Genomic DNA, 26,643 nt, shown 5'->3' on the forward strand with positions numbered 1-26,643 from the left:
TGGATCTGAACTGAACACAACTCACTGAGGCGTTTTGGCCATCGGCAAGAGGTGGTCCTTGAACGGTATCTCAGCGGGTACGCTGATACCGCTGGCAAGCCACTGACTGCTCCACCCGAGAATCAGGTTTTTGGACCAGTCTGCGACCAATAAAAATTTTGGCACGAGCTGTGATTCTTTCCACCACCCGTCCTGCTGTACCGGCCCCAGGCTCAACAGCCCGACCGCCACGACCACCAGCAACACGCCACGCGCGGCGCCGAAGGCCATGCCGAGGAATCGATCGGTCCCGGATAGCCCGGTGACGCGTACCAACTCGCCGATAAGATAATTGATCATTGCGCCTACGATTAACGTGGCGACAAACATGATGGCACAGCCCGTGATCACGCGAGCCGATGGCGTTTCGATGTATCCGGCGAGGTACTCGGACAATGAACCACCGAACATCCAGGCGACGACTCCTGCGATGATCCAGGTCACCAGCGATAATGCTTCTTTGACGAAGCCGCGGCTCAAACTGATCAAAGCGGAGATGGCGACGATCGCAACGATCGCCCAGTCAACCCAGGTAAATGGCACAGTGCAGCCTACAGACGGATAAGGCGGCGCATTTTAGCAGAGCCCATGCTTATCGGTAAGCTGCGATTGTCAGTGCATTTCAAATCGGTTCGATAGCATTAACCCCCATCGAAGCTGCACCCGCCCTTGCAGCAGCTGGCGAAGCCTGCGTCCGGCTGCGCAGCAGTCGTAAAATCAGGCGCCGGGGTGCGTCAGGCAGACCGTGAATGCAGGGTTTACGACGGCTTCGCCGCCGAACGCAGCCTCGCCGGCTCGGCAGCTGCTACAAAAATCGGATTGTCAGGCCCCTTCCGAAGCCGCCCCCGCCCTTGTAGCAGCTGGCGAAGCCTGCGTCCGGCTGCGCAGCAGTCGTAAAATCAGGCTCCGCGGCGCATCAGGCAGACCGTGAATGCCGGGTTTACGACGGCTTCGCCGCCGAACGCAGCCTCGCGGGCTCGGCAGCTGCTACAAAAATCGGATTGTCAGGCCCCTTTCGAAGCCACACCCGCCGCTGTAGCAACTGGCGAAGCCTGCGTCCGGCTGCGCAGCAGTCGCAAAACCAGGCGCCGAGGTGCATCAGGCAGACCGTGAATGCAGGGTTTACGACGGCTTCGCCGCCGAACGCAGCCTCTCGGGCTCGGCAGCTGCTACAAAAATCGGATTGTCAGGCCCCTTTCGAAGCCACACCCGCCGCTGTAGCAGCTAGCGAAGCCTGCGTCCGGCTGCGCAGCAGTCGTAAACCAGGCGCCGAGGTGCATCAGGCAGACCGTGAATGCAGGGTTTACGACGGCTTCGCCGCCGAACGCAGCCTCGCGGGCTCGGCAGCTGCTACAAAAATCAGCCGCGTTCTGGCTGGAAACGTACGACAAAACCCTTGAGGTTTTGCTGGCGGTTCAACAAGTCGCGCAGACGATCCGCTTCTGCACGCTCGATCAGCGGACCGACAAACACCCGATTCTTGCCATCGGCGGTACGGATATAGGCGTTATAGCCCTGGCTGCGCAGGGATTTCTGCAGACTCTCTGCACTGGCGCGGTTCGACAGACTGGCCAGTTGCACTGACCAACTGACTGACAGGCCATTGGCATCGACACGACTCTGCGTGGTGTCAGGCTTGCCTGGCGCGGCCGTGATCGGCTGACTCGGTGCTGTCGTCGGCTTGGCGGCCGGAACCGGAACCGGAACCGGAGCAACCGGTTTGGCCGCAGGCGCTGGCGCTACTGGGGTGCTAGGTGCAATCGGCGCCGAGGGAGCTTCTTGCTGAGCGATTTCGTCATCACTCGGCACAGGCTCCTGAGGCAATGCTTGCGGCTCAGGCACGACCACCGGCTCAACCTGCACTTGCGGCACGGAAGGCGCATGCGGTGCAGCCGGGGCTTCGACCGTCACTTGGCGCTGTTCGTCCTGACGGGAAAACATCATCGGCAGGAAAATCACCGCCAGCGCGATCAGAACCAGAGCGCCGACCATGCGCTGTTTGTAGGCCTTATCCAGCAATGCCATTTGCCGCTTCCTCCGTGGAGCGCCGGGCCAGCCATTCAAGGGCCTCGGCGACACAATAAAATGATCCGAACAACAGAATCTCGTCGTCGCTCGTCGCCAGTGCGCACTGCCCTTCCAGGGCGGCGGCCACACTGCCATAGGATGCTACCGAGGCGCCAAGGTTCTGCAACGCCGCCTGCAAATCGGCAACCGGGCGCGCTCGCGGTGAATCCAGCGGCGCGACGGCCCAGTGCTGGACACTAGCACTCAATTCGCCGATGACACCATCCAGATCCTTGTCCGCCAGCAACCCGAACACCGCCAGACGCTTGCCGGCCGGTGGTCGGCTGGCCAGACGCCGGGCCAGATACTCGGCGGCATGCGGGTTATGCCCGACATCCAGCAACAAATTCAGGCGCTTGCCCTGCCAATCGAACTGGCGGCGATCGAGACGACCCACCACCCGCGTCGCCGTCAGCGCATCAATAATCTGCGCATCGACCCAAGGCAAACCGAGCAACAGGTAAGCCTGCAATGCCAGCGCGGCGTTTTCCATCGGCAGATCGAGCAACGGCAGATCGTGCAGCTCGACCACGCGCCCTTGCACGTCAAGACCGCGCCATTGCCAGTTGTGATCGGTGATACCGAAGTCAAAATCGCGCCCACGCAGGAAAAACGGGCAGCTGAGCTCGCGCGCTTTATCCAGCAGAGGTTGCGGAGGATTCAGATCGCCACAGAGCGCAGGCGCGCCCTGGCGGAAGATGCCGGCTTTCTCGTAGGCCACCGATTCACGGGTATCACCCAGGTAATCCGCATGATCGACACCGATGCTGGTGACCAGCGCCATGTCGGCATCGACCACATTGACCGTGTCCAGACGCCCACCCAGACCGACTTCCAGCACCACTGCATCAAGACTGGCCTGCTGAAACAGCCAGAACGCCGCGAGCGTGCCCATTTCGAAATAGGTCAGGGACGTGTCGCCACGGCCCGCCTCTACCGCAGCAAAGGCTTCGCACAGCTCGGCGTCAGTGGCTTCGACGCCGTTGACCTGCACCCGCTCGTTGTAACGCAGCAGGTGCGGAGAATTGTAGACACCGACGCTCAGGCCCTGTGCCCGCAGCAACGAAGCCACGAACGCACAGGTAGAACCCTTGCCGTTGGTGCCGGTGACCGTAATCACCCGAGGCGCCGGCTTGCCCAGTCCCATGCGGGACGCTACCTGTTGCGAGCGCTCCAGGCCCATGTCGATGGCCGAAGGGTGCAACTGCTCAAGGTAGGCGAGCCACTCGCCAAGGGTACGTTGGGTCATAGGTTGGCAGGCACCGGTGGAACCACGATTGGCTCAATTGGCGCGGCGACGAATTTCGGCGTCGGCAGGCCCATCATTTGTGCCAGCAGATTGCCCAGGCGCGGACGCAGTTCCTGACGATGAATGATCATGTCGATCGCACCGTGCTCCAGCAGGAATTCACTGCGCTGGAAGCCTTCCGGCAGTTTTTCACGCACGGTTTGCTCGATTACGCGCGGACCAGCGAAGCCGATCAGGGCTTTCGGCTCGCCGACGATCACGTCGCCCAGCATCGCCAGACTGGCGGAAACGCCGCCGTAGACCGGGTCGGTCAGCACGGAGATGAACGGAATGCCTTCTTCACGCAGACGCGCCAGCACCGCAGAGGTCTTGGCCATTTGCATCAGGGAGATCAGCGCTTCCTGCATCCGCGCACCACCGGAGGCCGCAAAGCAGATCATCGGGCAACGGTTTTCCAGGGCGTAGTTGGCAGCGCGAACAAAGCGCTCGCCGACGATGGCACCCATCGAACCACCCATGAAGGAGAACTCGAACGCCGACACCACGACCGGCATGCCCAGCAGGGAGCCGCTCATCGAGATCAGTGCGTCTTTTTCGCCGGTCTGCTTCTGGGCAGCGGTCAGGCGATCCTTGTACTTCTTGCCGTCGCGGAATTTCAGACGGTCAACCGGCTCCAGGTCCGCGCCCAGTTCGGCACGGCCTTCAGCGTCGAGGAAGATGTCGATGCGGGCGCGGGCGCCGATACGCATGTGGTGATTGCACTTGGGGCAAACGTCCAGGGTCTTTTCCAGCTCCGGACGATACAGCACAGCCTCGCAAGACGGGCATTTGTGCCAAAGACCTTCAGGCACCGAGCTCTTCTTCACCTCGGAACGCATGATCGAAGGGATCAGTTTGTCTACTAACCAGTTGCTCATGCTTTCTTTCTCCAGTACCGGCGGCCCGAACACTCTGGTTCGCAGCCCCGCGTATGCCCTTGAGCTAAATTCATGTGTGTGGCGATGATCGCCAGGTTGCCGGATCAGCTAAACGTGACCTGCGTACAACCCAAAAACCCTCAGCCATGCCTGTGGACGGCGGCAGTGTGCCAGCCGTCACATCAACGTACCGCTTTGATGAATGCCTGAATCTTTGCGTGATCCTTGATGCCCTTGCTCGCCTCTACCCCGCCGCTGACGTCCACGGCATACGGCCGGACCCGGGCAATCGCCTCGGCGACGTTATCCGGGGTCAAACCGCCCGCAAGGATGATCGGTTTGCTCAAGCCTTGCGGTATCAATGACCAGTCGAACGCTTCACCGGTTCCGCCGGGAACGCCTTCGACGTAGGTGTCGAGCAAAATACCGCTGGCGCTCGGATAAGCGTCGCAGGCCGCCGCAATGTCGTCACCGGCCTTGACCCGTAGCGCCTTGATGTACGGACGGTGCCAGCCTTCGCAGTCTTCTGCGGTTTCGTCGCCATGGAACTGCAACAGGTCCAGCGGCACGGCATCGAGGATTTCCCCCAACTCGCAGCGGCTGGCGTTGACGAACAACCCCACGGTGGTCACGAACGGCGGCAGCGCCTGGATGATCGCGCGCGCCTGCTGAAACGTCACGGCCCGTGGGCTTTTGGCGTAGAACACAAACCCGATGGCATCGGCCCCGGCCTCGACCGCCGCCAACGCATCTTCTATGCGGGTAATCCCACAAATCTTGCTGCGAACGGCTGACATGTCGATAGAACCTCAGGGCAAATCCGAGAAAGTCCCGGATGGTAACAAATGCGTTCGAGGGCGTCAGCCGTCAAGTTCAGAGAAGCCGGTCAGGAAGTGCGGCCCGATGTAACGCTCGGGCAATTCGAACTCATCGCGGTACTCGACCTGCACCAGATAGAGGCCGTACGGATGCGCCGTCACCCCGCCGGAACGGCGAATGCGGCTCTCCAGCACTTCTTTCATCCACTCTACCGGGCGCTCGCCGGCACCAATGGTCATCAGCACGCCAGCAATATTGCGCACCATGTGGTGCAGGAAGGCGCTGGCGCGGATGTCCAGCACGATCATCTTGCCGTGACGCGTGACGCGCAGGTGATGCAGCTCCTTGATCGGCGACTTGGCCTGGCACTGGCCGGCGCGGAAGGCACTGAAGTCGTGGGTGCCGACCAGATACTGCGCAGCCTCGGCCATGCGCTCGACGTCGAGTGGACGGTGGTTCCAGGTGATTTCTTCGTTGAGGTGCGCCGGGCGGATCTGATCGTTGTAGATCACGTAGCGATAGCGCCGGGCGATGGCCTTGAACCGTGCATGAAAATGCGCCGGCATGACCTTGGCCCAACTGACACTGACGTCATGCGGCAAGTTGATGTTGGCGCCCATTACCCAGGCTTTCATCGACCGCTCGACCTGCGTATCGAAATGCACCACCTGACCGCAGGCATGCACACCGGCGTCGGTGCGCCCGGCGCAGAGCAGCGACACCGGCGCGTCGGCGACTTTGGACAAGGCCTTTTCGAGGGTTTCCTGCACGGTGAGCACGCCGGAGGCCTGGCGCTGCCAGCCGCGATAACGCGAGCCTTTGTATTCAACGCCCAACGCGATCCGGAAAAAGCCGTCGGCCGCCATTTCGGCGGCCGGGTTATCTATATTTGCCAAGAGGTGACAGCCTGCTGATGTACGCAAAGGCGGGCATTATAAGGCCGCTGGACGGGGATGCCAGTACAACAGAGGGCACGGTGTTGAATGTCAGGGCCTCATCGCGGGCAAGCCCGCTCCCACAGTGATTTGCGTTGCTCAGAAAACCTGTGGGAGCGGGCTTGCCCGCGATGGCAATCCACCCAACACCCTTACACCACCGGCAGAAACAAAAACGGCAGCCTCACCGGGCTGCCGTTTTGTTTACATCGAACCCGTCACTCAAGCCAGGCGCGAGAGCATTTCCTTGGCTTCGTTCTTCTGGCCGTCATCGCCTTCGGTCACCACCTCATTGAGGATGTCCCGTGCACCATCGGCGTCGCCCATATCGATGTAGGCCTGGGCCAGATCGAGTTTGGTGGCGACTTCGTCGGTGCCGGAAAGGAAGTCGAATTCCGGCTCGTCGGACGCTGAAGCCAAGGCGTCTTCCGCCGTGAAGGTCGGCTCGCTGATGCTCTGGGACAGACGATCCAGCTCGGCGTTGACGTCACCCAATTCGGCGGCAAACGCGTCTGGAGCGTCCATTTCGTCAGCCAGCGACAGGTCGAAATCGGCGGGCAGCTCCAGATCGTCCAGCGCAGCCGCAGGGACAGACGGCACCTCGGCAGCAGGCAGGTCCTTGATGTCGTCGTCCAGGCTCAACAGGAAGTCATCTTCGGCCAGAGTCGCCGGCGAAGCATTGCCACCGAGGTCCATGTCCAGGTCGAAGTCCGACAGGTCGTCGAGGTTTTCCTTGATGTCGGTTTGCTGCTGCAACACCGATTCGAAGCTCAGGTCGTCGTCCAGCGGGAAGTCTTCGAGCTCTGCCGCCGTCTCAGGCTCGGGTGCAGCTGCCACCGCTGGAGCAGCAGTTTCCAGATCATCCAGGCTCAGGTCGTCTTCCAACGGGAAGTCTTCCAGTTCAGTCGCAGTATCAGGTGCAGCAGCCACCGCAGGAGAAGCCGCTTCCAGATCATCCAGGCTCAGGTCGTCTTCCAACGGGAAGCCTTCCAGCTCAGTCGCGGCATCAGGTGCAGCAGCCATCGCAGGAGAAGCCGCTTCCAGATCATCCAGACTCAGATCGAAGGCGCTGTCGAAGTCGTCATCGGCCGGTGCCGGTGCCGGCGTTTCAGGCTCGTCCAGCAGCAGGTCCTTGACGTATTGCGCGTCCAGCTCGGCAGCGATGGCGGCAGCGGCGATACCGCCCGCCGCCGCGATGGCCATGGCCGGGAAGCGGCTTTTCAGTTTCTCGACCTGGGCGAAGTTGTCGCCGTTGGCCACCAACTGGCGCTCCTGGACGACGAACGCATCGCGGTCGCCTTGCTGACCGTAGACTTCCATCAGCTTGAGGCGCAGGTCGCTGCGTTGCGGTTCTTGCTTGATGCCATCTTCCAGCAACGCGGCCGCCTGGTTCAGACGACCCGCATTGATGTGCGACTGCGCCTTGCCCAGTACGCTGTCATCGCGATCGGCAGCAGGCGATACCAGTGGCGCGGCGATCGGCGGCGTTACTACGACCGGAGCAATCACCGGAGCGGGTGCGGGTGCCGGGGTGGGTGCAGGCGTCGGCGCGGTCGCAAGTTTCACGCTCGGCGGCGGGACTTCCAGGCCTTCGAAGCTGCTTTCCGGTAGGTCGTTCTCGGGGTAGAACGCCTGTTCTTCAGCCAAAGCACGCGCCATGCGCAAATGTTTCTCGGCTTCCTGCTGGGCTTTGCGGCGACGAGCCAGCAACAGCAGCAAGAGCAGCAGAACCACCGCACCGCCGCCCACCAGACCCAGTAGCAGTGGATTGGTCAGCAGTTCGTTGAATTTTTGATCGTCGGAGGATACTGGCGTTGGCTCGATGGGCTTTTCGGCCGGAGCCGGAGTGGCCTCGGGCGCAGCCGCTGCCGGAGCAGGCGTGGCTGGCGTAGCCTCTGCCGGTGTGGCCGCAGGGCTAGCCGCTAGTTCGGCCGAGATCGCCGGCGCGGTTGCAGCAGGCGTCGCAGCACCCTCGGCACCTTCAGCCTGCAACTTGGCCAATTGATTGTTCTTCAGCTCGATCAGGCGCTGCAGCTTGTCCAGCTGGCTTTGCAGATCGGTCATGCGGCTTTTCAGTTCGGCGTTGTCACGACGGGTCGTGTCGAGGCTTTCCTGGGTCACGGCCAGCTTGTTGCTCAAGTTCTTGGCATCGCCCGCGGCACCTTTGCCACCGGCCTTGCCCGACGGGGCAGAGACCAGGCTCAGCTTGTCCGTGGCCGCTTGCGACGACGGGCCTTCACCGCGAGCGCGGTTGGTGGCGTCGAGTTGCTGCTGCCCGGTGCCAGGCTTGGCGACATAGCGACGCCCCTCACGCCGCGCCGTGTTCTGCGCGTGCACGATGGCAATGGCTTTAGGTTGCGGCAGGCTGGTGCTCTGGGCCTGATCCGGCAGGCGCAGTACCTGACCGGTTTTCAGCCGGTTGATGTTGCCGTCGATAAAGGCATCCGGGTTCAACGCCTGGATGGCCAGCATGGTTTGTTGAACCGAACCGCCATTACGCGCCTTCGCAGCGATTTCCCACAGGGTATCGCGCGGCGTCGTGGTGTATTGGGTCGGCTTGGTGGCACCGGTCACCGGAGCAGTGACGTCTTGCGTCGGTGCAGGTTGCGCCGCCGCTTCAGCGGTTTGCGGCGAGAATTTGGACGGATCGAGCAGCACGCTGTAATCGCGCAGCAGGCGACCGTTGGGCCACATCACCTGAACCAGGAATTTCACCATCGGTTCGGAGAGCGGTTTGCTGGAAGTCACACGCAGGATGCTTTTGCCGCTGGCATTGAGCACCGGGGTAAAGGTCAGGTCGTTGAGAAACGCCTGGCGATCAACACCGGCCTTGGCGAAATCTTCGGGCGAAGCCAGGCTCGGCACCACTTCGGCAGCGGTGAGGTCCTTGACGTCGAGCAACTCGATTTCTGCCACCAAAGGCTGGTTCAGCGTCGATTTCAGGGTCAGTTCCCCGAGCCCGAGTGCATGCGCCATACCGGAGGACAGCGCCGAGGCGGCCGCTATTGCTAACACCAGTTTGCGAACTTGAACCATAGCCTCTTCCTTTGTTTGAACATTCCTCGGCCAGCGAGAAGGTGTTGATAGTCGCTGCCGTAAGGCATTGCGCGCGGCAACGATAGAGTCGTCGCGCGCGATCGTTTCATTCATGCCCCGGAAAGTCCCACAGGGTGACTCGCCTTCAGCAATCCGGCCAAGCATAACGCCCGGCTGGATTCATTCGAAAATTTGTTGCCAAGTATCTTTTACAGCAGGTCTTTTATCAACAATTCAGCCACCTGCACAGCATTGAGCGCCGCGCCCTTGCGTACGTTATCTGACGTCAGCCACACATTAAGTTCCGACAGGTCGTCGATCCCCAGGCGAACCCGACCAACGTAGACCACATCCTGCCCTACCGCGTCACCGACCGGCGTCGGATAATCGCCGGCTTCTACCAGCTCGATGCCGGGCGCATCTTCCAGGGCGGCGTTGACTTTCGCCAGGTCGATGTCACTCGCGCACTGCAAGGTCACGTTAAAGCTATCGCCAAAAAACACCGGGGCTTGAATGCAAGTAACGGAAATCTTTAATAAAGGCAGGTCCATGACCTGACGCAATTCACGCACCAGGCGCTTTTCCAGCAGCGTATGACCCTGCTCATCAGGCTTGCCGACCTGGGCCAGCAGATTGAAGGCCATCTGCCGATCGAAAAAGGTCGGTTCCAGCGGGCGCACGTTGAGCAGTTCGGCGGTTTGCCGTGCCAGCTCGGTCACGGCTTCACGGCCCTGGGCGGAGACGGCCAGGCTGGCGGTCAGGTTGATGCGTTGCAGGTCGAGCAAACCGAGCAACGGTGCGAGCACTACCGCCAGCGTGGTGGCCGACGGGCTTGGGCTGCTGACCTGAAAGGGCTTTTTCAGACCGGCCAGCACGTGGGCATTGGCTTCGGGTACGACTTGCGGCGCCTGATCGGCCGGCAAGGCGCCGGACAGATCGATCAGCGAGCAACCGGCAGCGTGGGCGCGCGAGGCGAAACTCAAGGTCACTGCCGGGCCGGCCGCGAAGAACACCAGCTGGACTTTGCTGAAATCGAACTCATCGACCTCGCGCACCCGCACGTTCTTGCCACGAAACGGCACCGAATGCCCGGCCGATTCGCTGCTGGCCAGCAGGTGCAGGTTGCCGACCGGGAAATCCCGCTCTTCGAGGATCTGGACGAGTGTTTCGCCGACAGTACCGGTGGCGCCGATCACGGCAATATCAAAGGACTGGCTCATGGTTCTACCTCTGGCGAAACGGGGGGAGCGGCACTTTACCGGGTGGTTGGGATGCAGGCAATTCGCAGTGGGATTTGTGGTGGCCGGGCCGACCTCTTCGCGGGCAAGCCCGCTCCCACAGGTTACAAGGCGCACCCAAACTTTGTGCTCGACACCGAACACTGTGGGAGCGGGCTTGCCCGCGAAGGGGCCGGTATAGGCAACCTATAAACATCAGACTACCGGGTAAAAAAAAACCCGCACCTCTTTCAAGGCACGGGTTCTTTCATTGCTTCAATCGATCAACGCTCAAGCAGGATCCGCAGCATGCGACGCAGCGGTTCGGCCGCGCCCCACAGCAGCTGGTCGCCGACGGTGAACGCGCCAACGTACTGCGTGCCCATGTTCAGCTTGCGCAGACGGCCAACCGGTACGTTCAGGGTGCCGGTGACTTTCGTCGGGCTCAGTTCCTGAATGCTCGCTTCGCGGTTGTTCGGCACCAGCTTGACCCAAGGGTTGTGCTGGCTGATCAGCCCTTCGATGTCGGCGATCGGCACGTCTTTGTTCAGTTTGATGGTCAGCGCCTGGCTGTGGCAACGCATGGCACCGATGCGCACGCAGATGCCGTCCACCGGGATCGGGCTCTTGAAGCGACCGAGGATCTTGTTGGTCTCGGCCTGGGCCTTCCACTCTTCGCGGCTCTGACCGTTCGGCAGTTCCTTGTCGATCCACGGGATCAGGCTACCGGCCAGCGGTACGCCGAAGTTTTCGGTCGGGTACGCGTCGCTGCGCATGGCTTCGGCCACACGGCGGTCGATGTCGAGAATCGCGCTGGCCGGGTCGGCCAGTTGATCGGCGACAGCAGCGTGGGTCGCGCCCATTTGCTTGATCAGTTCACGCATGTTCTGCGCGCCGGCACCGGAGGCCGCCTGATAGGTCATGGCGCTCATCCATTCGACCAGACCGGCTTCGAACAGACCGCCCAGGCCCATCAGCATCAGGCTGACGGTGCAGTTGCCGCCGATGTAGTTCTTGGTGCCCGCGTCGAGCTGCTGGTCGATGACCTTGCGGTTCACCGGGTCCAGTACGATCACCGCGTCATCCTGCATACGCAGGCTGGAAGCGGCGTCGATCCAGTAACCCTGCCAGCCGGCTTCGCGCAGTTTCGGGAACACTTCGCTGGTGTAGTCGCCACCCTGGCAGGTCAGAATCACGTCGAGGGTTTTCAGCTCTTCAATGCTGTAAGCGTCCTTGAGCGGAGCAATGTCCTTACCCACGGACGGGCCTTGGCCACCGACATTGGAAGTGGTGAAAAACACCGGCTCAATAAGATCGAAATCCTGCTCTTCCAGCATCCGCTGCATGAGCACGGAACCGACCATACCGCGCCAACCGATCAGACCTACACGTTTCATCGCAACTACACCTTCTTTAAAAAGTGGGCCGCTGCTTTCGAAGTTGAAAGTGGCAGCGGGCCCGAGAGATTACAGATTCCGCAGCGCGGCGACTACTGCGTCGCCCATTTCCTGCGTACCGACTTTAGTGCAACCGGCCGACCAGATGTCGCCTGTGCGCAGGCCTTGGTCCAATACCAGACTAACGGCCTTCTCGATCGCATCGGCCGCATCCTGCAGGTTGAAGCTGTAACGCAGCATCATCGACACCGACAAAATGGTCGCCAACGGGTTGGCGATGCCTTGGCCGGCGATGTCCGGCGCCGAACCGTGGCACGGCTCGTACATGCCCTTGTTGTGGGTGTCCAGCGACGCCGACGGCAGCATGCCGATGGAACCGGTGAGCATCGACGCCTGGTCGGACAGGATATCGCCGAACATGTTGTCGGTAACGATCACGTCGAATTGCTTTGGTGCACGCACCAGTTGCATCGCGGCGTTGTCAACGTACATGTGGCTCAGTTCGACTTGCGGGTAATCCTTGGCCACTTCTTCGACGATTTCACGCCACAGTTGGCTGGAAGCCAGCACGTTGGCCTTGTCCACCGAGCACAGCTTCTTGCCGCGGACCATGGCCATGTCGAAACCGACACGCGCGATGCGGCGGATTTCGCTTTCGCTGTACGGCAGCGTGTCGTAGGACTGACGCTCGCCGTTTTCCAGGGTGCGCGTGCCACGCGGCGCGCCAAAGTAGATGCCGCCGGTCAGTTCGCGAACGATCAGGATGTCCAGGCCGGAAACGATGTCTGCCTTCAGGCTCGAAGCCTCGGCCAGTTGCGGGTACAGGATCGCCGGGCGCAGGTTGCCGAACAGGCCCAGTTGCGCACGGATTTTCAGCAGGCCGCGCTCAGGACGGATGTCACGCTCGATGGCGTCCCATTTCGGACCGCCCACGGCGCCCAGCAGTACAGCGTCGGCTGCGCGGGCACGTTCCAGGGTTTCGTCGGCCAGCGGCACGCCGTGCTTGTCGATGGCAGCGCCGCCGATCACGTCGTGGCTCAGCTCGAGGCCCAGGCTGTACTTGTCGTTGGCCAGCTCCAGCACCTTGACCGCTTCGGCCATGATTTCCGGGCCAATACCGTCACCTGGGAGAATCAGAATCTGCTTGCTCATGCTTTCCTCATGTCATCAGTCGGTGTGCCCTTGGGGCACGCCCGGAAAAAGTCGTTTGACGCTTATTTTTCAGCCATCAGTACCAGCACATCGGTACTGAACGAACCGTCGGCCTCAATCTCAAAATAGTCGCGCACTTCATTGCCCATCGACTGCTGCAACTCGCGGATCGCTGCGCGCATCACCTCTGGCGTGCGCATGCGTTCGACCCAGCTGGTGTACTCCAGGCGCAGCCGCTGACGGGTGGTGCTGCGGGTATGCAGCCCCGCTTCGCTGACCTGGCGCAACCACTCGCCGGCGGAATAATCGCGCACATGGCTGGTGTCGCGCAGCACTTCGACGCTTTGCAGGTAAGTGTCGAACAACGGACTGCCCGGTGACAACACGTCGACGAACGCCGCCACGCCACCCGGTTTCAGCACCCGGCGCACTTCGCGCAGGGCCAGGCCGAGATCGCTCCAGTGGTGCGCCGAATAACGGCTGAAGACGAAATCGAACTCGCCATCGGCGAACGGCAGGCGCTCGGCGGCGCCGTTGACCGCGGACACGTTGCTCAAGCCACGATCAATGGCTGCGGCGGTGACCACGTCGAGCATCTGTTGTGACAGGTCGTACGCCACCACTTCTTTCACCAGCGACGCCACGTGGAAACTCACATGGCCGGCGCCGCAACCCAGGTCCAGCACGCGGGCATCGCCCTGCCCGGCCAGTTCAGCCTGTAGCAGTGCGAATTCGGTGCCTTGAGCGTGAACGGCGCTGCTCAGGTAGGCCGAGGCCTGTTCACCGAATTGCTTTTGTACGACTTGGCTGTGCTGGGCGGTGCGGGTCATGGGGACTTCCTTTTGGGGTGAGTCTTGTGGTGTCAGTTCTGGCCTCATCGCGGGCAAGCCCGCTCCCACAGGTTTTGTGAACGGCGAAAATCACTGTGGGAGCGGGCTTGCCCGCGATGGGGCCGGCCCTGTCTACATCAATCTCGGATCAATCAAACGTCGCGAAACAACCAAGGCTGGCTCGCCCGGTGCCTGGCTTCAAACGTCGCAATCGCCTCGTGGTCCTGCAAGGTCAGGCCGATGTCATCCAGGCCGTTGACCAGGCAATGCTTGCGGAACTCGTCGAGTTCGAAGTGGTAAACCTTGCCATCCGGACGGGTCACGGTCTGGGCTTGCAGGTCGACCGTCAACTGGTAGCCAGGATTCGCCTCGACCTGCTGGAACAGTTCGTCCACTTCAGCGTCGGTCAAGATGATCGGCAGCAAGCCGTTCTTGAAGCTGTTGTTGTAGAAAATGTCGGCGTAGCTCGGCGCGATAATGCTGCGGAAACCGTACTCTTCCAGCGCCCACGGCGCGTGTTCGCGGCTGGAGCCGCAACCGAAGTTCTCGCGGGCCAGCAGCACGCTGGCGCCTTGATAACGCTCGGCGTTGAGCACGAAATCCTTGTTCAGCGGACGCTTGGAGTTGTCCTGGTAGGCATAGCCCACGTCCAGGTAACGCCATTCATCGAACAGGTTCGGACCAAAACCGGTGCGCTTGATCGACTTCAAGAACTGCTTCGGAATGATCTGGTCGGTGTCGACGTTGGCACGGTCCAATGGCGCGACCAAACCGGTGTGTTGGGTAAAAGCTCTCATGTACGGTTCCTCAGATCAGTTCGCGAACGTCGATGAAACGACCGTTGACGGCAGCCGCCGCGGCCATGGCCGGGCTCACCAGGTGCGTACGGCCACCGGCGCCCTGACGGCCTTCGAAGTTGCGGTTGGAGGTCGACGCGCAATGCTCGCCCGACTCCAAACGGTCCGGGTTCATCGCCAGGCACATCGAGCAACCCGGTTCACGCCACTCGAAACCGGCTTCGAGGAAAATCTTGTCCAGGCCTTCCGCCTCGGCTTGCGCCTTCACCAGGCCCGAGCCCGGCACCACGATGGCTTGCTTGATGGTCGAAGCGACTTTGCGGCCCTTGGCGATGACCGCCGCAGCGCGCAGGTCTTCGATCCGCGAGTTGGTGCAGGAGCCGATGAACACACGGTCCAGCTGAATGTCGGTGATCGCCTGATTGGCGCTCAAACCCATGTACTTCAAGGCGCGCTCGATGGAACCACGCTTGACCAGGTCCATTTCCTTCGCTGGGTCCGGCACGTTCTGATCAACCGCCAGGACCATCTCGGGCGACGTGCCCCAGCTGACTTGTGGCTTGATCTGAGTGGCGTCGAGTTCAACCACGGTGTCGAACACGGCATCAGCGTCGGAGACCAAGTCTTTCCAGGCTTCGACTGCCATGTCCCATTCCGCGCCTTTCGGGGCGAATGGACGGCCCTTGACGTATTCCACGGTTTTTTCGTCCGCCGCCACCAGGCCAACACGGGCACCGGCTTCGATGGACATGTTGCAGATGGTCATGCGGCCTTCGACGGACAAGTCGCGAATGGCGCTGCCGGCGAACTCAATGGCGTGGCCGTTACCGCCGGCGGGGCCGATCTTGCCGATGACGGCCAGCACGATGTCCTTGGCGGTCACGCCGAACGGCAGTTTGCCTTCGACCGACACCAACATATTCTTCATCTTTTTGGCGACGAGGCACTGGGTGGCGAACACATGCTCGACCTCGGAAGTACCGATACCGTGAGCCAAAGCGCCAAATGCGCCGTGCGTCGAGGTGTGCGAGTCGCCGCAAACCACGGTCATGCCTGGCAAGGTGGCGCCCTGCTCCGGGCCGATCACGTGAACGATGCCTTGGCGCACGTCGTTCATTTTGAATTCGGTGATGCCGTATTCATCGCAATAGTCATCGAGGGTTTGCACCTGCAAACGCGAAACCTGGTCGGTAATCGCTTCGATGCCGCCCTTGCGATCCGGCGTGGTGGGCACGTTGTGGTCCGGGGTGGCGATGATCGAGTCGACGCGCCAAGGCTTGCGCCCGGCCAGACGCAGGCCTTCGAAAGCTTGGGGCGAAGTCACTTCATGGATGATGTGGCGGTCGATATAGATCAGCGACGACCCATCGTCGCGCCGTTTCACTTCATGCGAATCCCAGAGCTTGTCGTAAAGCGTTTTGCCGGCCATCAGACGGTTCCTCATCAGCTTGTTTCTATGCCCTGGGTCTTGAGTGATTCAATAACCCCTTGGCTTGTGAGGTCGATCCTAGGGGGTTACATTAAATAACTCAAATTCATATTTTTTATGCTTTGGATAACCAACTGGAATACTTGAATGGATCTGGCCAACCTCAATGCTTTTATCGCGATTGCCGAGACCGGAAGCTTCTCCGGTGCGGGCGAACGGCTGCACCTGACGCAACCGGCGATCAGCAAGCGCATCGCCGGCCTGGAACAGCAATTAAAGGTGCGCCTGTTCGATCGCCTGGGCCGTGAAGTCGGCCTGACCGAGGCCGGGCGCGCCCTGTTGCCGCGGGCGTATCAAATCCTCAACGTGCTGGATGACACCCGTCGTGCGCTGACTAACCTGACCGGCGAAGTGTCCGGCCGCCTGACCCTGGCCACCAGTCACCACATCGGCCTGCACCGCTTGCCGCCGTTATTGAGGGAGTTCACCCGCCGCTACCCACAGGTGGCGCTGGATATTCAGTTCCTCGATTCGGAAGTGGCCTACGAAGAAATCCTCCATGGCCGCGCCGAACTGGCGGTCATCACCCTGGCGCCGGAGCCCCACGCACTGGTCAAGGCCACGCCGGTGTGGGACGACCCGCTGGATTTCGTAGTCGCCCCGGAGCATTCGCTGATCAGCAACGGCCCGGTCAATCTGGCGGACATCGCCCTGCACCCGGCGGTTTTCCCCGGTGGCAACACCTTTACCCACCACATCGTCCGGCGCCTGTTCGAAGCCCAGGGCCTGACACCGAACATCGCCATGAGCACCAACTACCTGGAAACCATCAAGATGATGGTCTCGATCGGCCTGGCCTGGAGCGTGTTGCCGCGCACCATGCTCGACGAACAAGTTGCACGAATACCTTTGCCGGGCATACAACTCACTCGCCAGCTAGGCTATATCCTGCACACAGAACGGACGCTGTCGAACGCAGCACGGGCCTTTATGGCCCTGCTGGATGCACAAATCGATCTGCCAGGGAAACAAGGCTAAGTTGTGCTACTTCTATAGAGCCGCGAAACCCTGTGCCTAACGCCTAACTCAGCCCAAGGCTTGCCCATGCCGAAATCCGTTGACCGTATCCCGCCGATGCCGCGTATCCAGGCGCTTGACCCAAAAAGGTCCGAGCAGAGCTGGGAAAGTGCGCCGCAATTGCTGGCCGCCCTCAACGGCGCGCGTTTGGGCGCCTGGTATTGGGACATCGAGCGCGGGCAGATCAGCTGGTCGCGGGGCACCCAGGCGTTGTTCGGCTTTGATCCGCGTCAACCTTTGCCGGCCGATCTGGAATACCTCGACTTGCTGCCCCCGGAGGATCGGGCGAAAACCATTCGCGCCTTCGACGCGGTGATCGCCGGAGCGCCGCTGGAACAGGCGATGCATCACCGCATTCGCTGGCCCGACGGCAGCCTGCATTGGCTAGAGATCAACGGCAGCCTGCTGCCGGACAAACATGGCCGGCCACGCATGATCGGGGTGATCCGCGAGATCACTCATCAACGCCAGCGCGAACAAGCGTTGAGCAGCTCGGAAAAACGCTTCGCCACGCTGTTTCACCTGTGCCCGAACATGGTGCTGCTGACCCGCCAGGAAGACGGCCTGATCACCGAAGCCAACCAGTATTTCGAAAGCCTGTTCGGCTGGCCGGTGCAGGACGCCATTGGCCGTACCACCGTGGAGCTGGGCCTGTGGGTGCACCCGGAGCAACGGGCGCAACTGGTCAAGGCCACCAAGGCCAAAGGCGAACTGGTCAGCATGGAGGTGCAGTTTCGCGCCAGCAATGGCCAGATCCATGACGGCATCCTCAGCGCACAAAAGGTCGAACTCGAAGGCCAGCCGTATCTGCTCAGTACGTTTCTCGACACCACCGAGCGCAAGGCCGCCGAACTTGCCTTGAAAGACAGCCAGGAACGCCTCGACCTGGCGCTGGACTCGGCGCAACTCGGCACCTGGGACTGGCATATTCCCAGCGGCATGCTGTACGGCTCGGCCCGCGCGGCCCAGCTGCACGGGATGGAGGCAAAACCCTTCCATGAATCCTTCGATGAGTTTTTCGAAGGGGTGCCCGACGAAGAACGCGGCAGCATGCGCGACGCCTACCGCAGTCTGCGTGAAGGTCCGGCCGGTAACTATCAGCTCACTTATCGTGTGCAACTGCCGGACGGCAGTTCGCGCTACCTGGAAAGCCGCGCCCGACTCTACCGCGACGAAAACGGCACGCCGCTGCGCATGGCCGGCACCCTGCTTGATATCACCGATCAGGTGGAGCGTGAGCAGCGGCTGGTGGCGTCCGAAGAGAAATTTGCCACCCTGTTCCAGGTCAGCCCAGACCCGATCTGCGTAACTCGCCAGGACACCGGCCAGTTCATCGAGATCAACTCCAGTTTTACCCAGACCTTTGGCTGGAGCGCCAGCGACGTGATTGACCGCAGTGCCGACGAAATCGGCCTGTGGGACGCGTCGGCGAAAAGCCTGCAACGGATCGAACAAGTCATTCGCGAACAAGCGCTGAACAGCGTGGCCATCCTGGTTCAACACAAAGACGGGCAAGCCCTGACCTGCGTGATCTCCAGCCGACAGATCAGCGTCGGCGAACAGCCGTGCATCGTCACTACGCTGCGCGACATTACCCAGCAGCAACGCTCGGAAGCGGCGCTCAAGGCCAGCGAAGAGAAGTTCGCCAAGGCGTTCCACTCAAGCCCCGACGCCATCACCATCACCGAGCGCGACACCGGTCGCTACCTGGAGGTCAACGACGGCTTCTGCCGCCTGACCGGCTACCGCGCCGACGAAGTGATCGGTCGCACGGTGTATCAGGTGGGCATCTGGGCGGAAGAGAAACAACGCTCGGCGCTGTTGGCCGAGCTACAGATCAAGGGCCGGGTGCACCACCAGGAAATGCTCGGGCGCAACAAGCGCGGCGAGTTGCTGACCGTGGAAGTCTCGGTGGAACCGATCACCCTCAACGAAACCGCCTGCCTGCTGCTGACCGCGCGGGACGTCAGCCTGCTGAAAAACGCCGAAGCGCAGATCCGCCACCTGGCCTACCACGACCCGCTGACCAACCTGCCCAACCGCGCACTGTTGATGGATCGCCTGAGCCAGCAGATCGCCCTGCTCAAACGCCATAATTTGCGCGGCGCCTTGATGTTCCTCGATCTCGACCACTTCAAGCACATCAACGACTCCCTCGGCCATCCGGTGGGCGATACGGTGTTGAAAATCATCACGGCGCGCCTTGAGGCCAGCGTGCGCATGGAAGACACCGTCGCACGCCTGGGCGGTGACGAATTCGTGGTGCTGCTCAGTGGCCTCGAAGGCTCGCGCAACGAGGTCAGCGACCAGGTTCGGCTACTGGCGGATACCTTGCGCGAATTGCTCTCGGAGCCGATGTTCCTCGACGGTCAACGCCTGCAAGTGACGCCGAGTATCGGCATCGCGCTGATTCCCGATCACGGCTCGACACCGACCGACCTGCTCAAACGCGCCGACATTGCGCTCTATCGGGCCAAGGATTCGGGCCGCAACACCACGCAGATGTATCACAACACCATGCAGAAGGCCGCCAGCGAGCGCCTGCGCATGGAGACCGACCTGCGCCTGGCCCTTTCCCGGGGTGAATTTCGCGTGCATTACCAACCCCAGGTCGACGCCCGCAATAACCGCATCGTCGGTGCCGAGGCGCTGGTGCGCTGGAACCACCCGGAACTCGGCGCGCAATCACCCACCGAGTTCATCAAGGTGCTGGAGGACAGCGGGCTGATTCTGGAAGTCGGCACGTGGATCATCGATGACGCCTGCAAGGCGTTCAAACAACTGATCGCCAAGGGCCTGATAGACCCGCTCGATTTCAGCTTGTGCGTGAACATCAGCCCCCGGCAATTCCGCCAGAACGACTTCGTCGAACGCATCGAGCACAGCCTGGTCAGCCACGGCCTGCCCTGCTCGCTGCTGAAACTGGAAATCACCGAAGGCATCGTGATCCAGAACCTGGAAGACACCATCAGCAAAATGCGCCGCCTGAAGAAGCTCGGCGTGAGCTTTGCCATGGACGACTTCGGCACCGGCTATTCCTCGCTGACCTACCTCAAGCGCCTGCCGGTCGACACCCTGAAAATCGATCAGTCATTCATCCGCGACGCCACCACCGACCCCAACGACGCCGAGATCATCCGCGCCATCGTCGCCATGGCCCGTAGCCTGGAATTGAAGGTGATTGCCGAAGGGGTGGAGACGCCAGAGCAACTGGAGTTTTTGCAGGGGCTGGGTTGCCACTTCTATCAGGGCTATTTGCACAGCCCGCCGCTGCCGGTGGAAGAATTCAAAAAACTCCTCAAATAACCCGGATCTTGTAGATACCGAGCAGCATGAGGCTACGTTTGGCCCTGTAGCAGCTGTCGAGCCTGCGAGGCTGCGTTATGGGTACAAAAAAGGGCGCCAGTGGCGCCCTTTTCGTTGCTCTGACTTAGTGCTGCAGAGCTGGTTTTTGCGTCCCGTTGATCGGGATGCGTTTGGCTTTTGCCTCTTCCGGCACGATGCGCAGCAGGTCGATGCTCAACAGACCGTTACGCAGGTCGGCGGCCTTGATCTCGATGTGATCGGCCAGGCGGAACGACAGCTTGAACGCACGCTGGGCAATGCCCTGGTGCAGGAAGGTGACGCCTTCATTGGCGTCGCGTTTGCCGCCACTGATGGTCAGCACACCCTTCTCGACTTGCAGTTCCAGGTCTTCTTCCTGGAAACCGGCCGCCGCCACGACGATGCGGTATTGGTCGTCGCCGTGTTTTTCCACGTTGTAAGGTGGGTAGGTGCTGCCTGGCTCATTGCGCAGGGCGGTTTCGAACAAGTCGTTGAAACGATCGAAACCTACCGAGGAACGGAACAGTGGGGCCAGGGAAAATGCAGTAGTCATGGTTCAAATCTCCTGAAAACAATCAGCAAGGTTTTTTGTCTCCGCGACCCGAATTCGGCATCGCGTAATCCCTAAATAGGGACCGCTGATTGCTTTTCAAGCGATTATTACGAGATTTTTTTCAGGCCGCTTCCGAGACCTGCAGGCCCAGCAAACGCGAGACCTGGTCCAGTTCGGTCTCACGGCGCAAGACCGTGAACAGCTCCACGGCTTCGGGATAATTGCGGGTCAGCATTGCCAGCCACTGTTTCAAGCGACCCGGCGATTGGCGTGCTGTCATCTGCGCCTTGGCTTGCAGCCAGAAGTCCTGAATCAACGGCAGCAGCTCGGCCCAGGTCATCTCGACCACTTCTTCACCGGCACGCGCAGCGGCGATTTGCCGGGCCAGGTCAGGGCGCGAGACCAGGCCGCGACCGAGCATGATGTCTTCCACACCACTGATTTCGCGGCAACGACGCCAGTCTTCGACACTCCAGATGTCGCCATTGGCGAACACCGGCACCTTGACCACGTCCTGCACTCGAGGGATCCATTCCCAGTGGGCTGGTGGCTTGTAACCGTCAGTTTTGGTCCGCGCGTGAACCACGATGTGTGCCGCGCCACCTTCGGCCAGGGCCGTGGCGCACACCAGCGCACCGTCCGGACTATCAAAGCCCAGACGCATTTTCGCGGTCACCGGAATGTGCGCCGGCACGGCGCGACGGACATGCTCGACGATCTGGTTCAGCAGCTCAGGCTCTTTGAGCAGTACCGCGCCGCCACGGGACTTGTTCACGGTTTTGGCTGGACAGCCGAAGTTCAGGTCGATGACTTCGGAACCCAGCTCACAGGCCAGCGCGGCGTTTTCCGCCAGGCACACCGGATCGGAACCCAACAGCTGCACGCGCAACGGCACGCCAGATGCGGTGCGGGCGCCGGTCAGCAGTTCAGGGCCGAACTTGTGGTAATAGGCAGGCGTGAGCAGCTGGTCGTTGATCCGAATGAACTCGGTCACGCACCAATCGATACCGCCCACACGGGTCAGCACGTCCCGCAGGATGTTGTCGACCAACCCCTCCATGGGCGCCAAAGCAATTTGCATGAAAAACACACTCAACGAAAAACGTGCGGCAGTTTACAGGTTTTGCTCATGTAGGAGCTGTCGAGTGAAACGAGGCTGCGATCTTTTGACTTTGATTCTTTAAAAACAAGATCAAAAGATCGCAGCCTCGTTTCACTCGACAGCTCCTACAAAGGAAGGTGTCAGGCCGGGAGTTGCAATGCAGGGCCGTAGCCTTCGATGAACTCTGCCGGCATGCGCTTGGGTTTGCCGGTCGACAGTTCGATGCAGACAAAGGTGGTCTGGGCGCGCAGTAACGTGGTGTTGTCGCTGGGGCGTTTCAACTGGAAGTGCCGGGTCATTTTCAGGCGCTGGTCCCAATCGACGATCCAGGTCGCCAATTGCAACTCATCGCCTTCATAGGCTGCCGCGAGGTAATCGATCTCGTGCCGCACCACCGCCATCGCCCGGTCCAGCCGCCGATATTCGACCAGGTCCAGACCCAGCCGCTGAGAGTGGCGCCAGGCACAGCGTTCGAGCCAGGTCACGTACACCGCGTTATTCGCGTGACCCAGCCCATCGATGTCCTCGGCGCCTACTTCCAGATCAATGATAAACGGCGTTGCCCGATCCCAGCCCATGCCTCACTCCCGGTCAGATTATTCGTCCGGGGCAGTGTAACGGATGCTCAGGCCGATTGGCGCTTGTGAAGACTGCGACCGGAAAGCAGTGATAGCACGCCATCAATCACCCGAGGGTCAGCCAGCACCCGCTGATGACCGCCCTCTTCCAGGCGCAGCAGGCGGCTGTCGAACCAGGCTTCGTTGATCAACTGCGAATCCTTGACCGACACGAAGGTGTCATCTTCGGCATGAACGATCAGGCCGGGCATGTCGAGTTGATAGTGCGCGACATCCAGCGCCGCAGCGCGCATGCCGACGTCTCTTTCGACCTGACGAATGAACGCCGAACGGGCTTTCGGCGGCAGCCGCACATAGCGGGCGAAGCCGCGCAGCACCCCAAGAATCCGCGCCGGGGCGGCGATCGTCACCAGTGTCTCGGTGCGCAGACCCAACTGGACCGCGAGCATGGCACTGGCGCCGCCCATGGAGTGACCGATGACGGCTTGCAGCGGCGGCAACTCGGCAGCGGCTTCCAGCATGGCTCGGGCAAACAGCACTACATTGGCCTCGCGGCCCGGCGAGCGACCGTGAGCCGGGCCGTCCAGCGCCACCACGGTGTAACCGGCGTCCACCAGCGCGGTGATGAGGCTGGCAAACTGCGTTGGCCGCCCTTCCCAACCGTGCATCAGCAACACCGCCGGGCCTTGCCCCCAACGCAGCGCCGAGAGGCCAAAACGCAAGGTGATCCGTTCGGATTTGGCCAGCAGCGGCAATTCCCAATCACGCGGTGGCAGATCTCGCGGCGTCATGAATGCCAGTCGCATTTTGCTCGCGACCAATTTCGGTGCAAACCAGCCTAAGGTGCCATTAACGCCACGAACCCACTTCAACGTGCTCATCGCTCTCACTCCCCAGGCTAACGCCTTTAGGTCACTGCACCGCAGACTTGGCGGCGCGCAGCAATCGATCGGACAACTCTCCTGGCCCCAGCGCTCGTGCCAGGGCCAAACCACCGACCATCAAGGCCATGTCGGCCAAGGCTTTGTCGGTGTCTTCCGGGCTGGCCGCCAACTGCGCGACCATCAACTCCACATGCTCATTCAGGGCGATACGAAACGCTTCCGGTAGCCGCCCCAGTTCGCCAACAGACGCCGGGATCGGGCACGCCGACTCGGAGGAATCACGGTGTTTGCGCGACAGATAAAACGCAGCAACCAATGCGCGACGCTCTTGCCCGGTCAGTTGCGAATCCATGTCGGCAATCAGGTCACGACGGTGACCCAGCAATTGATTGAACGCTTCGAGCATCATGGCGTCCTTGCTTTCGAAGTGCGCATAGAAGCCGCCAACCGTCAGGCCGGCTGCGCCCATCACTTCGCCCACGCTCGGTTCGGCCGGGCCACGCTGAATCAGCGCTGCGCTGGCGGCCTTGAGGATGCGTTCGCGGGTTTGAGCTTTTTTATCGTTCATCGTTGCCTCCGAATATTACGACTAGAATATTATTCTCATAATAATTTTCCGCAAGTCGTGGATGTGACCGCTGGTCTGAAGATCAGTTTGGAAGAAATGGGGGATTTGGCCAAACGCCAGACAAACAAAAGGGCCATTCAATAATTGAATGACCCTTATAAAATCCCGCAGAGCGGGTAATCGTGGCGTCCCCTAGGGGACTCGAACCCCTGTTACCGCCGTGAAAGGGCGGTGTCCTAGGCCACTAGACGAAGGGGACGCAAAACCTTCTATACAACTGATCAGTGCTGAGAGCTGATCGATTCAAGGCCGGTGTGGCCAGACCTTGAACTGTAAAATTGGTGGAGCTAAGCGGGATCGAACCGCTGACCTCCTGCATGCCATGCAGGCGCTCTCCCAGCTGAGCTATAGCCCCGGATTTTTCGCCTCGCGGCGGAGCGACATCTTGCAACATCGCTTCTGTAAAACTGGCGTCCCCTAGGGGACTCGAACCCCTGTTACCGCCGTGAAAGGGCGGTGTCCTAGGCCACTAGACGAAGGGGACGCAAACCCTTCTATACAACAGATCAACGCTGAGTGTTGATCGCTTCAAGGCCGGTGTGGCCAGACCTTGAAGTGTAAATTGGTGGAGCTAGACGGGATCGAACCGTCGACCTCTTGCATGCCATGCAAGCGCTCTCCCAGCTGAGCTATAGCCCCTCATCGCTGAGGACGGGGCGAATCTTAATGGCGCATCGGAAAGCTGTCAAACTTATTTTTAAAATATTTCAAAGTTTTTTGCCGACATAACAATCACTTACCGCCCTCCCCCGTAAATCCGGGGGTTATATCCGTCCCTGTAGCAGCTGCCGCAGGCTGCGTTCGAGTGCGAAGCGCTCGCGATCTTGGCACTCTGCCCTTTCAGGCGGATTGCGTAACGGCCATCAGGGGCCGCTTCGCAGCCCAACGCAGCCTTCGGCAGCTGCTACAGGGGGGCGGTGTGGGTCAGGCGATGTTGGCCAGGAGTTTTTCCCACTCCTTGTTTTCCTTCTTCGACACGCCGCCCAGCAGGTCGATGGCCTGGCGCAGACGGAAACGCGTCAGGTCCGGGCCGAGAATCTCCATCGCGTCGAGCACCGACACCGAACTGGCCTGCCCCGTGATCGAAGCAAACATCAGCGGCATGGCGTCACGCAGCTTCAGCTCAAGGGATTCGACCACCGCTTGAATCGTCGCGGTGATGCTGTCCTTCTCCCACTGACGCAGGCTTTCGAGCTTCCACAAAATCAGTTGCATCAACTGACGAACCTGATCACCCGAAAGCTTCTTGGATTCGAACAGCTTGGCGTCCGGGTTCACGCCACCGGCGAAGAAGAACCCGGCCAGCGGAGCGACCTGGCTGAACGTTTCAACCCGACCCTGCACGTGCGGGGCGATCTTCATCATGTACTCAGGGTTCAGTGCCCACGTTTGCAGGCGCGAAGCGAACTCTTCCACCGGCAGGTCACGCAGCCACTGGCCGTTGAGCCACGACAATTTCTCGATGTCGAAAATCGGCCCGCCGAGGGAGACGCGGCTCAGGTCGAAGTGGTCGACCATTTCCTGCAACGAGAACTTCTCGCGCTCGTCCGGCATCGACCAGCCCATGCGGCCCAGGTAGTTGAGCATCGCTTCCGGCATGAAGCCCATGCGCTCGTAGAACGTCACCGAGGTCGGGTTCTTGCGCTTGGACAACTTGCTCTTGTCCGGGTTACGCAGCAGCGGCATGTAGCACAACTCTGGTTGTTCCCAGCCAAAATACTCGTAAAGCAGGATCAGTTTCGGCGCCGATGGCAGCCATTCTTCACCGCGCAAGACGTGGGTGATGCCCATCAAGTGGTCATCGACCACGTTGGCCAGGAAGTACGTCGGCAAGCCGTCGGTCTTCATCAGGACTTGCATGTCCATGCGATCCCACGGGATCTCGACGTCGCCACGCAGCATGTCCGGCACTACGCAAACACCTTCGCTCGGCACTTTCATGCGGATTACGTGGGGTTCGCCAGCGGCCAGACGACGCGCGACTTCTTCCTTGGAAAGCAACAGCGCACGACCGTCGTAACGCGGGGTTTCGCCGCGCGCCATTTGCTCGGCACGCATCTGGTCCAGTTCTTCAGCGGTGCAGAAGCACGGGAAGGCGTGGCCCATTTCGACCAGCTGCTGGCAATACTTCTGATAGATGTCGCCGCGCTCGCTTTGACGATACGGACCGTGCGGGCCGCCAACGTCGGGGCCTTCGCTCCAGTCGATACCCAACCAGCGCAGGGCGTCGAAAATCTGTTGTTCGGACTCGCGGGTCGAACGCAATTGGTCGGTGTCTTCAATCCGCAGGATGAACTCTCCGCCATGCTGCTTGGCAAAGCAGTAGTTGAACAAAGCGATGTAAGCAGTACCTACGTGGGGATCCCCGGTAGGCGATGGCGCGATGCGAGTGCGGACGGTGGTCATGGCAAGTCTCGAAATGAAGATAAAACAAAGGGCGAATGGTAACAGGCGTTGCCCGCCCGGCTCCAGTGAACAGGGCATTTAAGCCAAGGTTGCGTCTACAACGCCCATTGGCCGCGGTGAATGGCCGAATATCAGCCGATGGCATTTACCGTTTATCGGCTGTATGCCAGATTTGGCTGCTGATAACTTCCCTTACAATTTCTCGAC

Annotated in this window: 21 protein-coding genes and 4 tRNA genes; 2 read left to right on the plus strand and 23 right to left on the minus strand. The window is 60.8% G+C overall.

Going from position 1 to position 26,643, the window contains the following annotated elements; all coding sequences use genetic code 11:
- Positions 1–21: 21 nt before the first annotated feature.
- The 13 genes from AEQ67_RS13980 to leuC all read right to left on the minus strand — a co-directional run bounded on the left by AEQ67_RS13980 (position 22) and on the right by leuC (position 15,884).
- Positions 22–582 carry a CvpA family protein gene (locus AEQ67_RS13980; RefSeq protein WP_059404432.1) on the minus strand — a complete coding sequence of 187 codons (561 nt, stop codon included), beginning with the start codon at positions 580–582 and terminating at the stop codon, positions 22–24.
- Between the two features lie 816 nt (positions 583–1,398).
- The gene (locus AEQ67_RS13985) at positions 1,399–2,064 is read right to left on the minus strand and encodes an SPOR domain-containing protein (protein WP_059404433.1); all 666 of its coding nucleotides are present in this window, start codon (positions 2,062–2,064) and stop codon (positions 1,399–1,401) included.
- Positions 2,048–3,355, minus strand: coding sequence for a bifunctional tetrahydrofolate synthase/dihydrofolate synthase (gene folC / locus AEQ67_RS13990; protein ID WP_059404434.1), 1,308 nt, complete (start codon positions 3,353–3,355; stop codon positions 2,048–2,050). The genes AEQ67_RS13985 and folC overlap by 17 nt, the downstream gene beginning before the upstream one ends.
- Positions 3,352–4,272, minus strand: a complete 921-nt coding sequence (gene accD / locus AEQ67_RS13995; protein ID WP_059404435.1) for an acetyl-CoA carboxylase, carboxyltransferase subunit beta — start codon at positions 4,270–4,272, stop codon at positions 3,352–3,354. The genes folC and accD overlap by 4 nt, the downstream gene beginning before the upstream one ends.
- A 182-nt stretch (positions 4,273–4,454) precedes the next feature.
- Positions 4,455–5,069 (minus strand): phosphoribosylanthranilate isomerase, encoded by a 615-nt coding sequence (locus AEQ67_RS14000; RefSeq protein WP_059404436.1) that lies wholly within the window; start codon positions 5,067–5,069, stop codon positions 4,455–4,457.
- Between the two features lie 63 nt (positions 5,070–5,132).
- Positions 5,133–5,957: a tRNA pseudouridine(38-40) synthase TruA gene (gene truA, locus AEQ67_RS14005; RefSeq protein WP_059404437.1), complete on the minus strand. Its 825-nt coding sequence runs from the start codon at positions 5,955–5,957 to the stop codon at positions 5,133–5,135.
- A 291-nt stretch (positions 5,958–6,248) separates the two neighbouring features.
- Positions 6,249–9,062: a FimV/HubP family polar landmark protein gene (locus AEQ67_RS14010; RefSeq protein WP_059404438.1), complete on the minus strand. Its 2,814-nt coding sequence runs from the start codon at positions 9,060–9,062 to the stop codon at positions 6,249–6,251.
- 209 nt (positions 9,063–9,271) lie between these two features.
- The gene (locus AEQ67_RS14015; protein ID WP_059404439.1) at positions 9,272–10,282 is read right to left on the minus strand and encodes an aspartate-semialdehyde dehydrogenase; all 1,011 of its coding nucleotides are present in this window, start codon (positions 10,280–10,282) and stop codon (positions 9,272–9,274) included.
- Between the two features lie 281 nt (positions 10,283–10,563).
- Positions 10,564–11,676, minus strand: coding sequence for an aspartate-semialdehyde dehydrogenase (asd, locus tag AEQ67_RS14020; RefSeq protein WP_054052925.1), 1,113 nt, complete (start codon positions 11,674–11,676; stop codon positions 10,564–10,566).
- A gap of 69 nt (positions 11,677–11,745) precedes the next feature.
- Entirely contained in the window at positions 11,746–12,828 is a 1,083-nt protein-coding gene (gene leuB, locus AEQ67_RS14025; RefSeq protein WP_059404440.1) for a 3-isopropylmalate dehydrogenase, read from the minus strand.
- 62 nt (positions 12,829–12,890) lie between these two features.
- Positions 12,891–13,658 (minus strand): class I SAM-dependent methyltransferase, encoded by a 768-nt coding sequence (locus AEQ67_RS14030; RefSeq protein ID WP_059404441.1) that lies wholly within the window; start codon positions 13,656–13,658, stop codon positions 12,891–12,893.
- Between the two features lie 152 nt (positions 13,659–13,810).
- Complete coding sequence (gene leuD / locus AEQ67_RS14035) at positions 13,811–14,455, minus strand: 3-isopropylmalate dehydratase small subunit (protein WP_059404442.1); 645 nt, start codon at positions 14,453–14,455, stop codon at positions 13,811–13,813.
- A 10-nt stretch (positions 14,456–14,465) separates the two neighbouring features.
- A complete protein-coding gene (leuC, locus tag AEQ67_RS14040; protein WP_059404443.1) occupies positions 14,466–15,884 on the minus strand; it encodes a 3-isopropylmalate dehydratase large subunit in 1,419 nt (472 codons plus the stop codon).
- A gap of 147 nt (positions 15,885–16,031) precedes the next feature.
- On the opposite strand from leuC, the gene AEQ67_RS14045 reads away from it, so the two are divergent.
- Together AEQ67_RS14045 and AEQ67_RS14050 are read left to right on the plus strand one after the other, a co-directional pair.
- Positions 16,032–16,922: a LysR family transcriptional regulator gene (locus tag AEQ67_RS14045; protein WP_059404444.1), complete on the plus strand. Its 891-nt coding sequence runs from the start codon at positions 16,032–16,034 to the stop codon at positions 16,920–16,922.
- Between the two features lie 66 nt (positions 16,923–16,988).
- Positions 16,989–20,267, plus strand: a complete 3,279-nt coding sequence (locus AEQ67_RS14050) for a PAS domain S-box protein (RefSeq protein ID WP_059404445.1) — start codon at positions 16,989–16,991, stop codon at positions 20,265–20,267.
- Positions 20,268–20,391: 124 nt separating this feature from the next.
- On the opposite strand, the gene AEQ67_RS14055 is transcribed toward AEQ67_RS14050, so the two are convergent.
- From AEQ67_RS14055 to gltX, 10 genes are all read right to left on the minus strand, one after another.
- Positions 20,392–20,838 carry an Hsp20 family protein gene (locus tag AEQ67_RS14055; RefSeq protein ID WP_059404446.1) on the minus strand — a complete coding sequence of 149 codons (447 nt, stop codon included), beginning with the start codon at positions 20,836–20,838 and terminating at the stop codon, positions 20,392–20,394.
- A gap of 121 nt (positions 20,839–20,959) precedes the next feature.
- Positions 20,960–21,919: a tRNA dihydrouridine synthase gene (locus AEQ67_RS14060; protein ID WP_059404447.1), complete on the minus strand. Its 960-nt coding sequence runs from the start codon at positions 21,917–21,919 to the stop codon at positions 20,960–20,962.
- 161 nt (positions 21,920–22,080) lie between these two features.
- The gene (locus tag AEQ67_RS14065; RefSeq protein WP_046047743.1) at positions 22,081–22,518 is read right to left on the minus strand and encodes an acyl-CoA thioesterase; all 438 of its coding nucleotides are present in this window, start codon (positions 22,516–22,518) and stop codon (positions 22,081–22,083) included.
- Positions 22,519–22,565: 47 nt separating this feature from the next.
- Positions 22,566–23,399 carry an alpha/beta fold hydrolase gene (locus tag AEQ67_RS14070; RefSeq protein WP_059404448.1) on the minus strand — a complete coding sequence of 278 codons (834 nt, stop codon included), beginning with the start codon at positions 23,397–23,399 and terminating at the stop codon, positions 22,566–22,568.
- A 31-nt stretch (positions 23,400–23,430) separates the two neighbouring features.
- Positions 23,431–23,970 (minus strand): TetR/AcrR family transcriptional regulator, encoded by a 540-nt coding sequence (locus tag AEQ67_RS14075; RefSeq protein ID WP_059404449.1) that lies wholly within the window; start codon positions 23,968–23,970, stop codon positions 23,431–23,433.
- A gap of 183 nt (positions 23,971–24,153) precedes the next feature.
- Positions 24,154–24,229: transfer RNA gene (locus AEQ67_RS14080), tRNA-Glu, on the minus strand.
- A gap of 80 nt (positions 24,230–24,309) precedes the next feature.
- A tRNA-Ala gene (locus AEQ67_RS14085) sits at positions 24,310–24,385 on the minus strand.
- A gap of 53 nt (positions 24,386–24,438) precedes the next feature.
- A tRNA-Glu gene (locus tag AEQ67_RS14090) sits at positions 24,439–24,514 on the minus strand.
- Between the two features lie 79 nt (positions 24,515–24,593).
- A tRNA-Ala gene (locus tag AEQ67_RS14095) sits at positions 24,594–24,669 on the minus strand.
- Between the two features lie 285 nt (positions 24,670–24,954).
- The gene (gene gltX / locus AEQ67_RS14100; RefSeq protein WP_059404450.1) at positions 24,955–26,436 is read right to left on the minus strand and encodes a glutamate--tRNA ligase; all 1,482 of its coding nucleotides are present in this window, start codon (positions 26,434–26,436) and stop codon (positions 24,955–24,957) included.
- Positions 26,437–26,643: the final 207 nt, after the last annotated feature.

This window comes from Pseudomonas sp. RIT-PI-q, from assembly GCF_001297125.1.
GTDB lineage: Bacteria > Pseudomonadota > Gammaproteobacteria > Pseudomonadales > Pseudomonadaceae > Aquipseudomonas.

Coding starts and splice junctions, on each gene's coding strand:
- accD (WP_059404435.1), bottom strand. CDS start 4,272: ATGAGCAACTGGTTAGTAGACAAACTGATCCCTTCGATCATGCGTTCC.
- AEQ67_RS14070 (WP_059404448.1), bottom strand. CDS start 23,399: ATGAGCACGTTGAAGTGGGTTCGTGGCGTTAATGGCACCTTAGGCTGG.
- AEQ67_RS14010 (WP_059404438.1), bottom strand. CDS start 9,062: ATGGTTCAAGTTCGCAAACTGGTGTTAGCAATAGCGGCCGCCTCGGCG.
- AEQ67_RS14065 (WP_046047743.1), bottom strand. CDS start 22,518: ATGGGCTGGGATCGGGCAACGCCGTTTATCATTGATCTGGAAGTAGGC.
- AEQ67_RS14060 (WP_059404447.1), bottom strand. CDS start 21,919: ATGCAAATTGCTTTGGCGCCCATGGAGGGGTTGGTCGACAACATCCTG.
- AEQ67_RS14000 (WP_059404436.1), bottom strand. CDS start 5,069: ATGTCAGCCGTTCGCAGCAAGATTTGTGGGATTACCCGCATAGAAGAT.
- AEQ67_RS14055 (WP_059404446.1), bottom strand. CDS start 20,838: ATGACTACTGCATTTTCCCTGGCCCCACTGTTCCGTTCCTCGGTAGGT.
- gltX (WP_059404450.1), bottom strand. CDS start 26,436: ATGACCACCGTCCGCACTCGCATCGCGCCATCGCCTACCGGGGATCCC.
- AEQ67_RS14045 (WP_059404444.1), top strand. CDS start 16,032: ATGGATCTGGCCAACCTCAATGCTTTTATCGCGATTGCCGAGACCGGA.
- leuB (WP_059404440.1), bottom strand. CDS start 12,828: ATGAGCAAGCAGATTCTGATTCTCCCAGGTGACGGTATTGGCCCGGAA.
- AEQ67_RS14050 (WP_059404445.1), top strand. CDS start 16,989: ATGCCGAAATCCGTTGACCGTATCCCGCCGATGCCGCGTATCCAGGCG.
- leuC (WP_059404443.1), bottom strand. CDS start 15,884: ATGGCCGGCAAAACGCTTTACGACAAGCTCTGGGATTCGCATGAAGTG.
- asd (WP_054052925.1), bottom strand. CDS start 11,676: ATGAAACGTGTAGGTCTGATCGGTTGGCGCGGTATGGTCGGTTCCGTG.
- AEQ67_RS14015 (WP_059404439.1), bottom strand. CDS start 10,282: ATGAGCCAGTCCTTTGATATTGCCGTGATCGGCGCCACCGGTACTGTC.
- truA (WP_059404437.1), bottom strand. CDS start 5,957: ATGGCGGCCGACGGCTTTTTCCGGATCGCGTTGGGCGTTGAATACAAA.
- AEQ67_RS14030 (WP_059404441.1), bottom strand. CDS start 13,658: ATGACCCGCACCGCCCAGCACAGCCAAGTCGTACAAAAGCAATTCGGT.
- leuD (WP_059404442.1), bottom strand. CDS start 14,455: ATGAGAGCTTTTACCCAACACACCGGTTTGGTCGCGCCATTGGACCGT.
- AEQ67_RS13985 (WP_059404433.1), bottom strand. CDS start 2,064: ATGGCATTGCTGGATAAGGCCTACAAACAGCGCATGGTCGGCGCTCTG.
- folC (WP_059404434.1), bottom strand. CDS start 3,355: ATGACCCAACGTACCCTTGGCGAGTGGCTCGCCTACCTTGAGCAGTTG.
- AEQ67_RS14075 (WP_059404449.1), bottom strand. CDS start 23,970: ATGAACGATAAAAAAGCTCAAACCCGCGAACGCATCCTCAAGGCCGCC.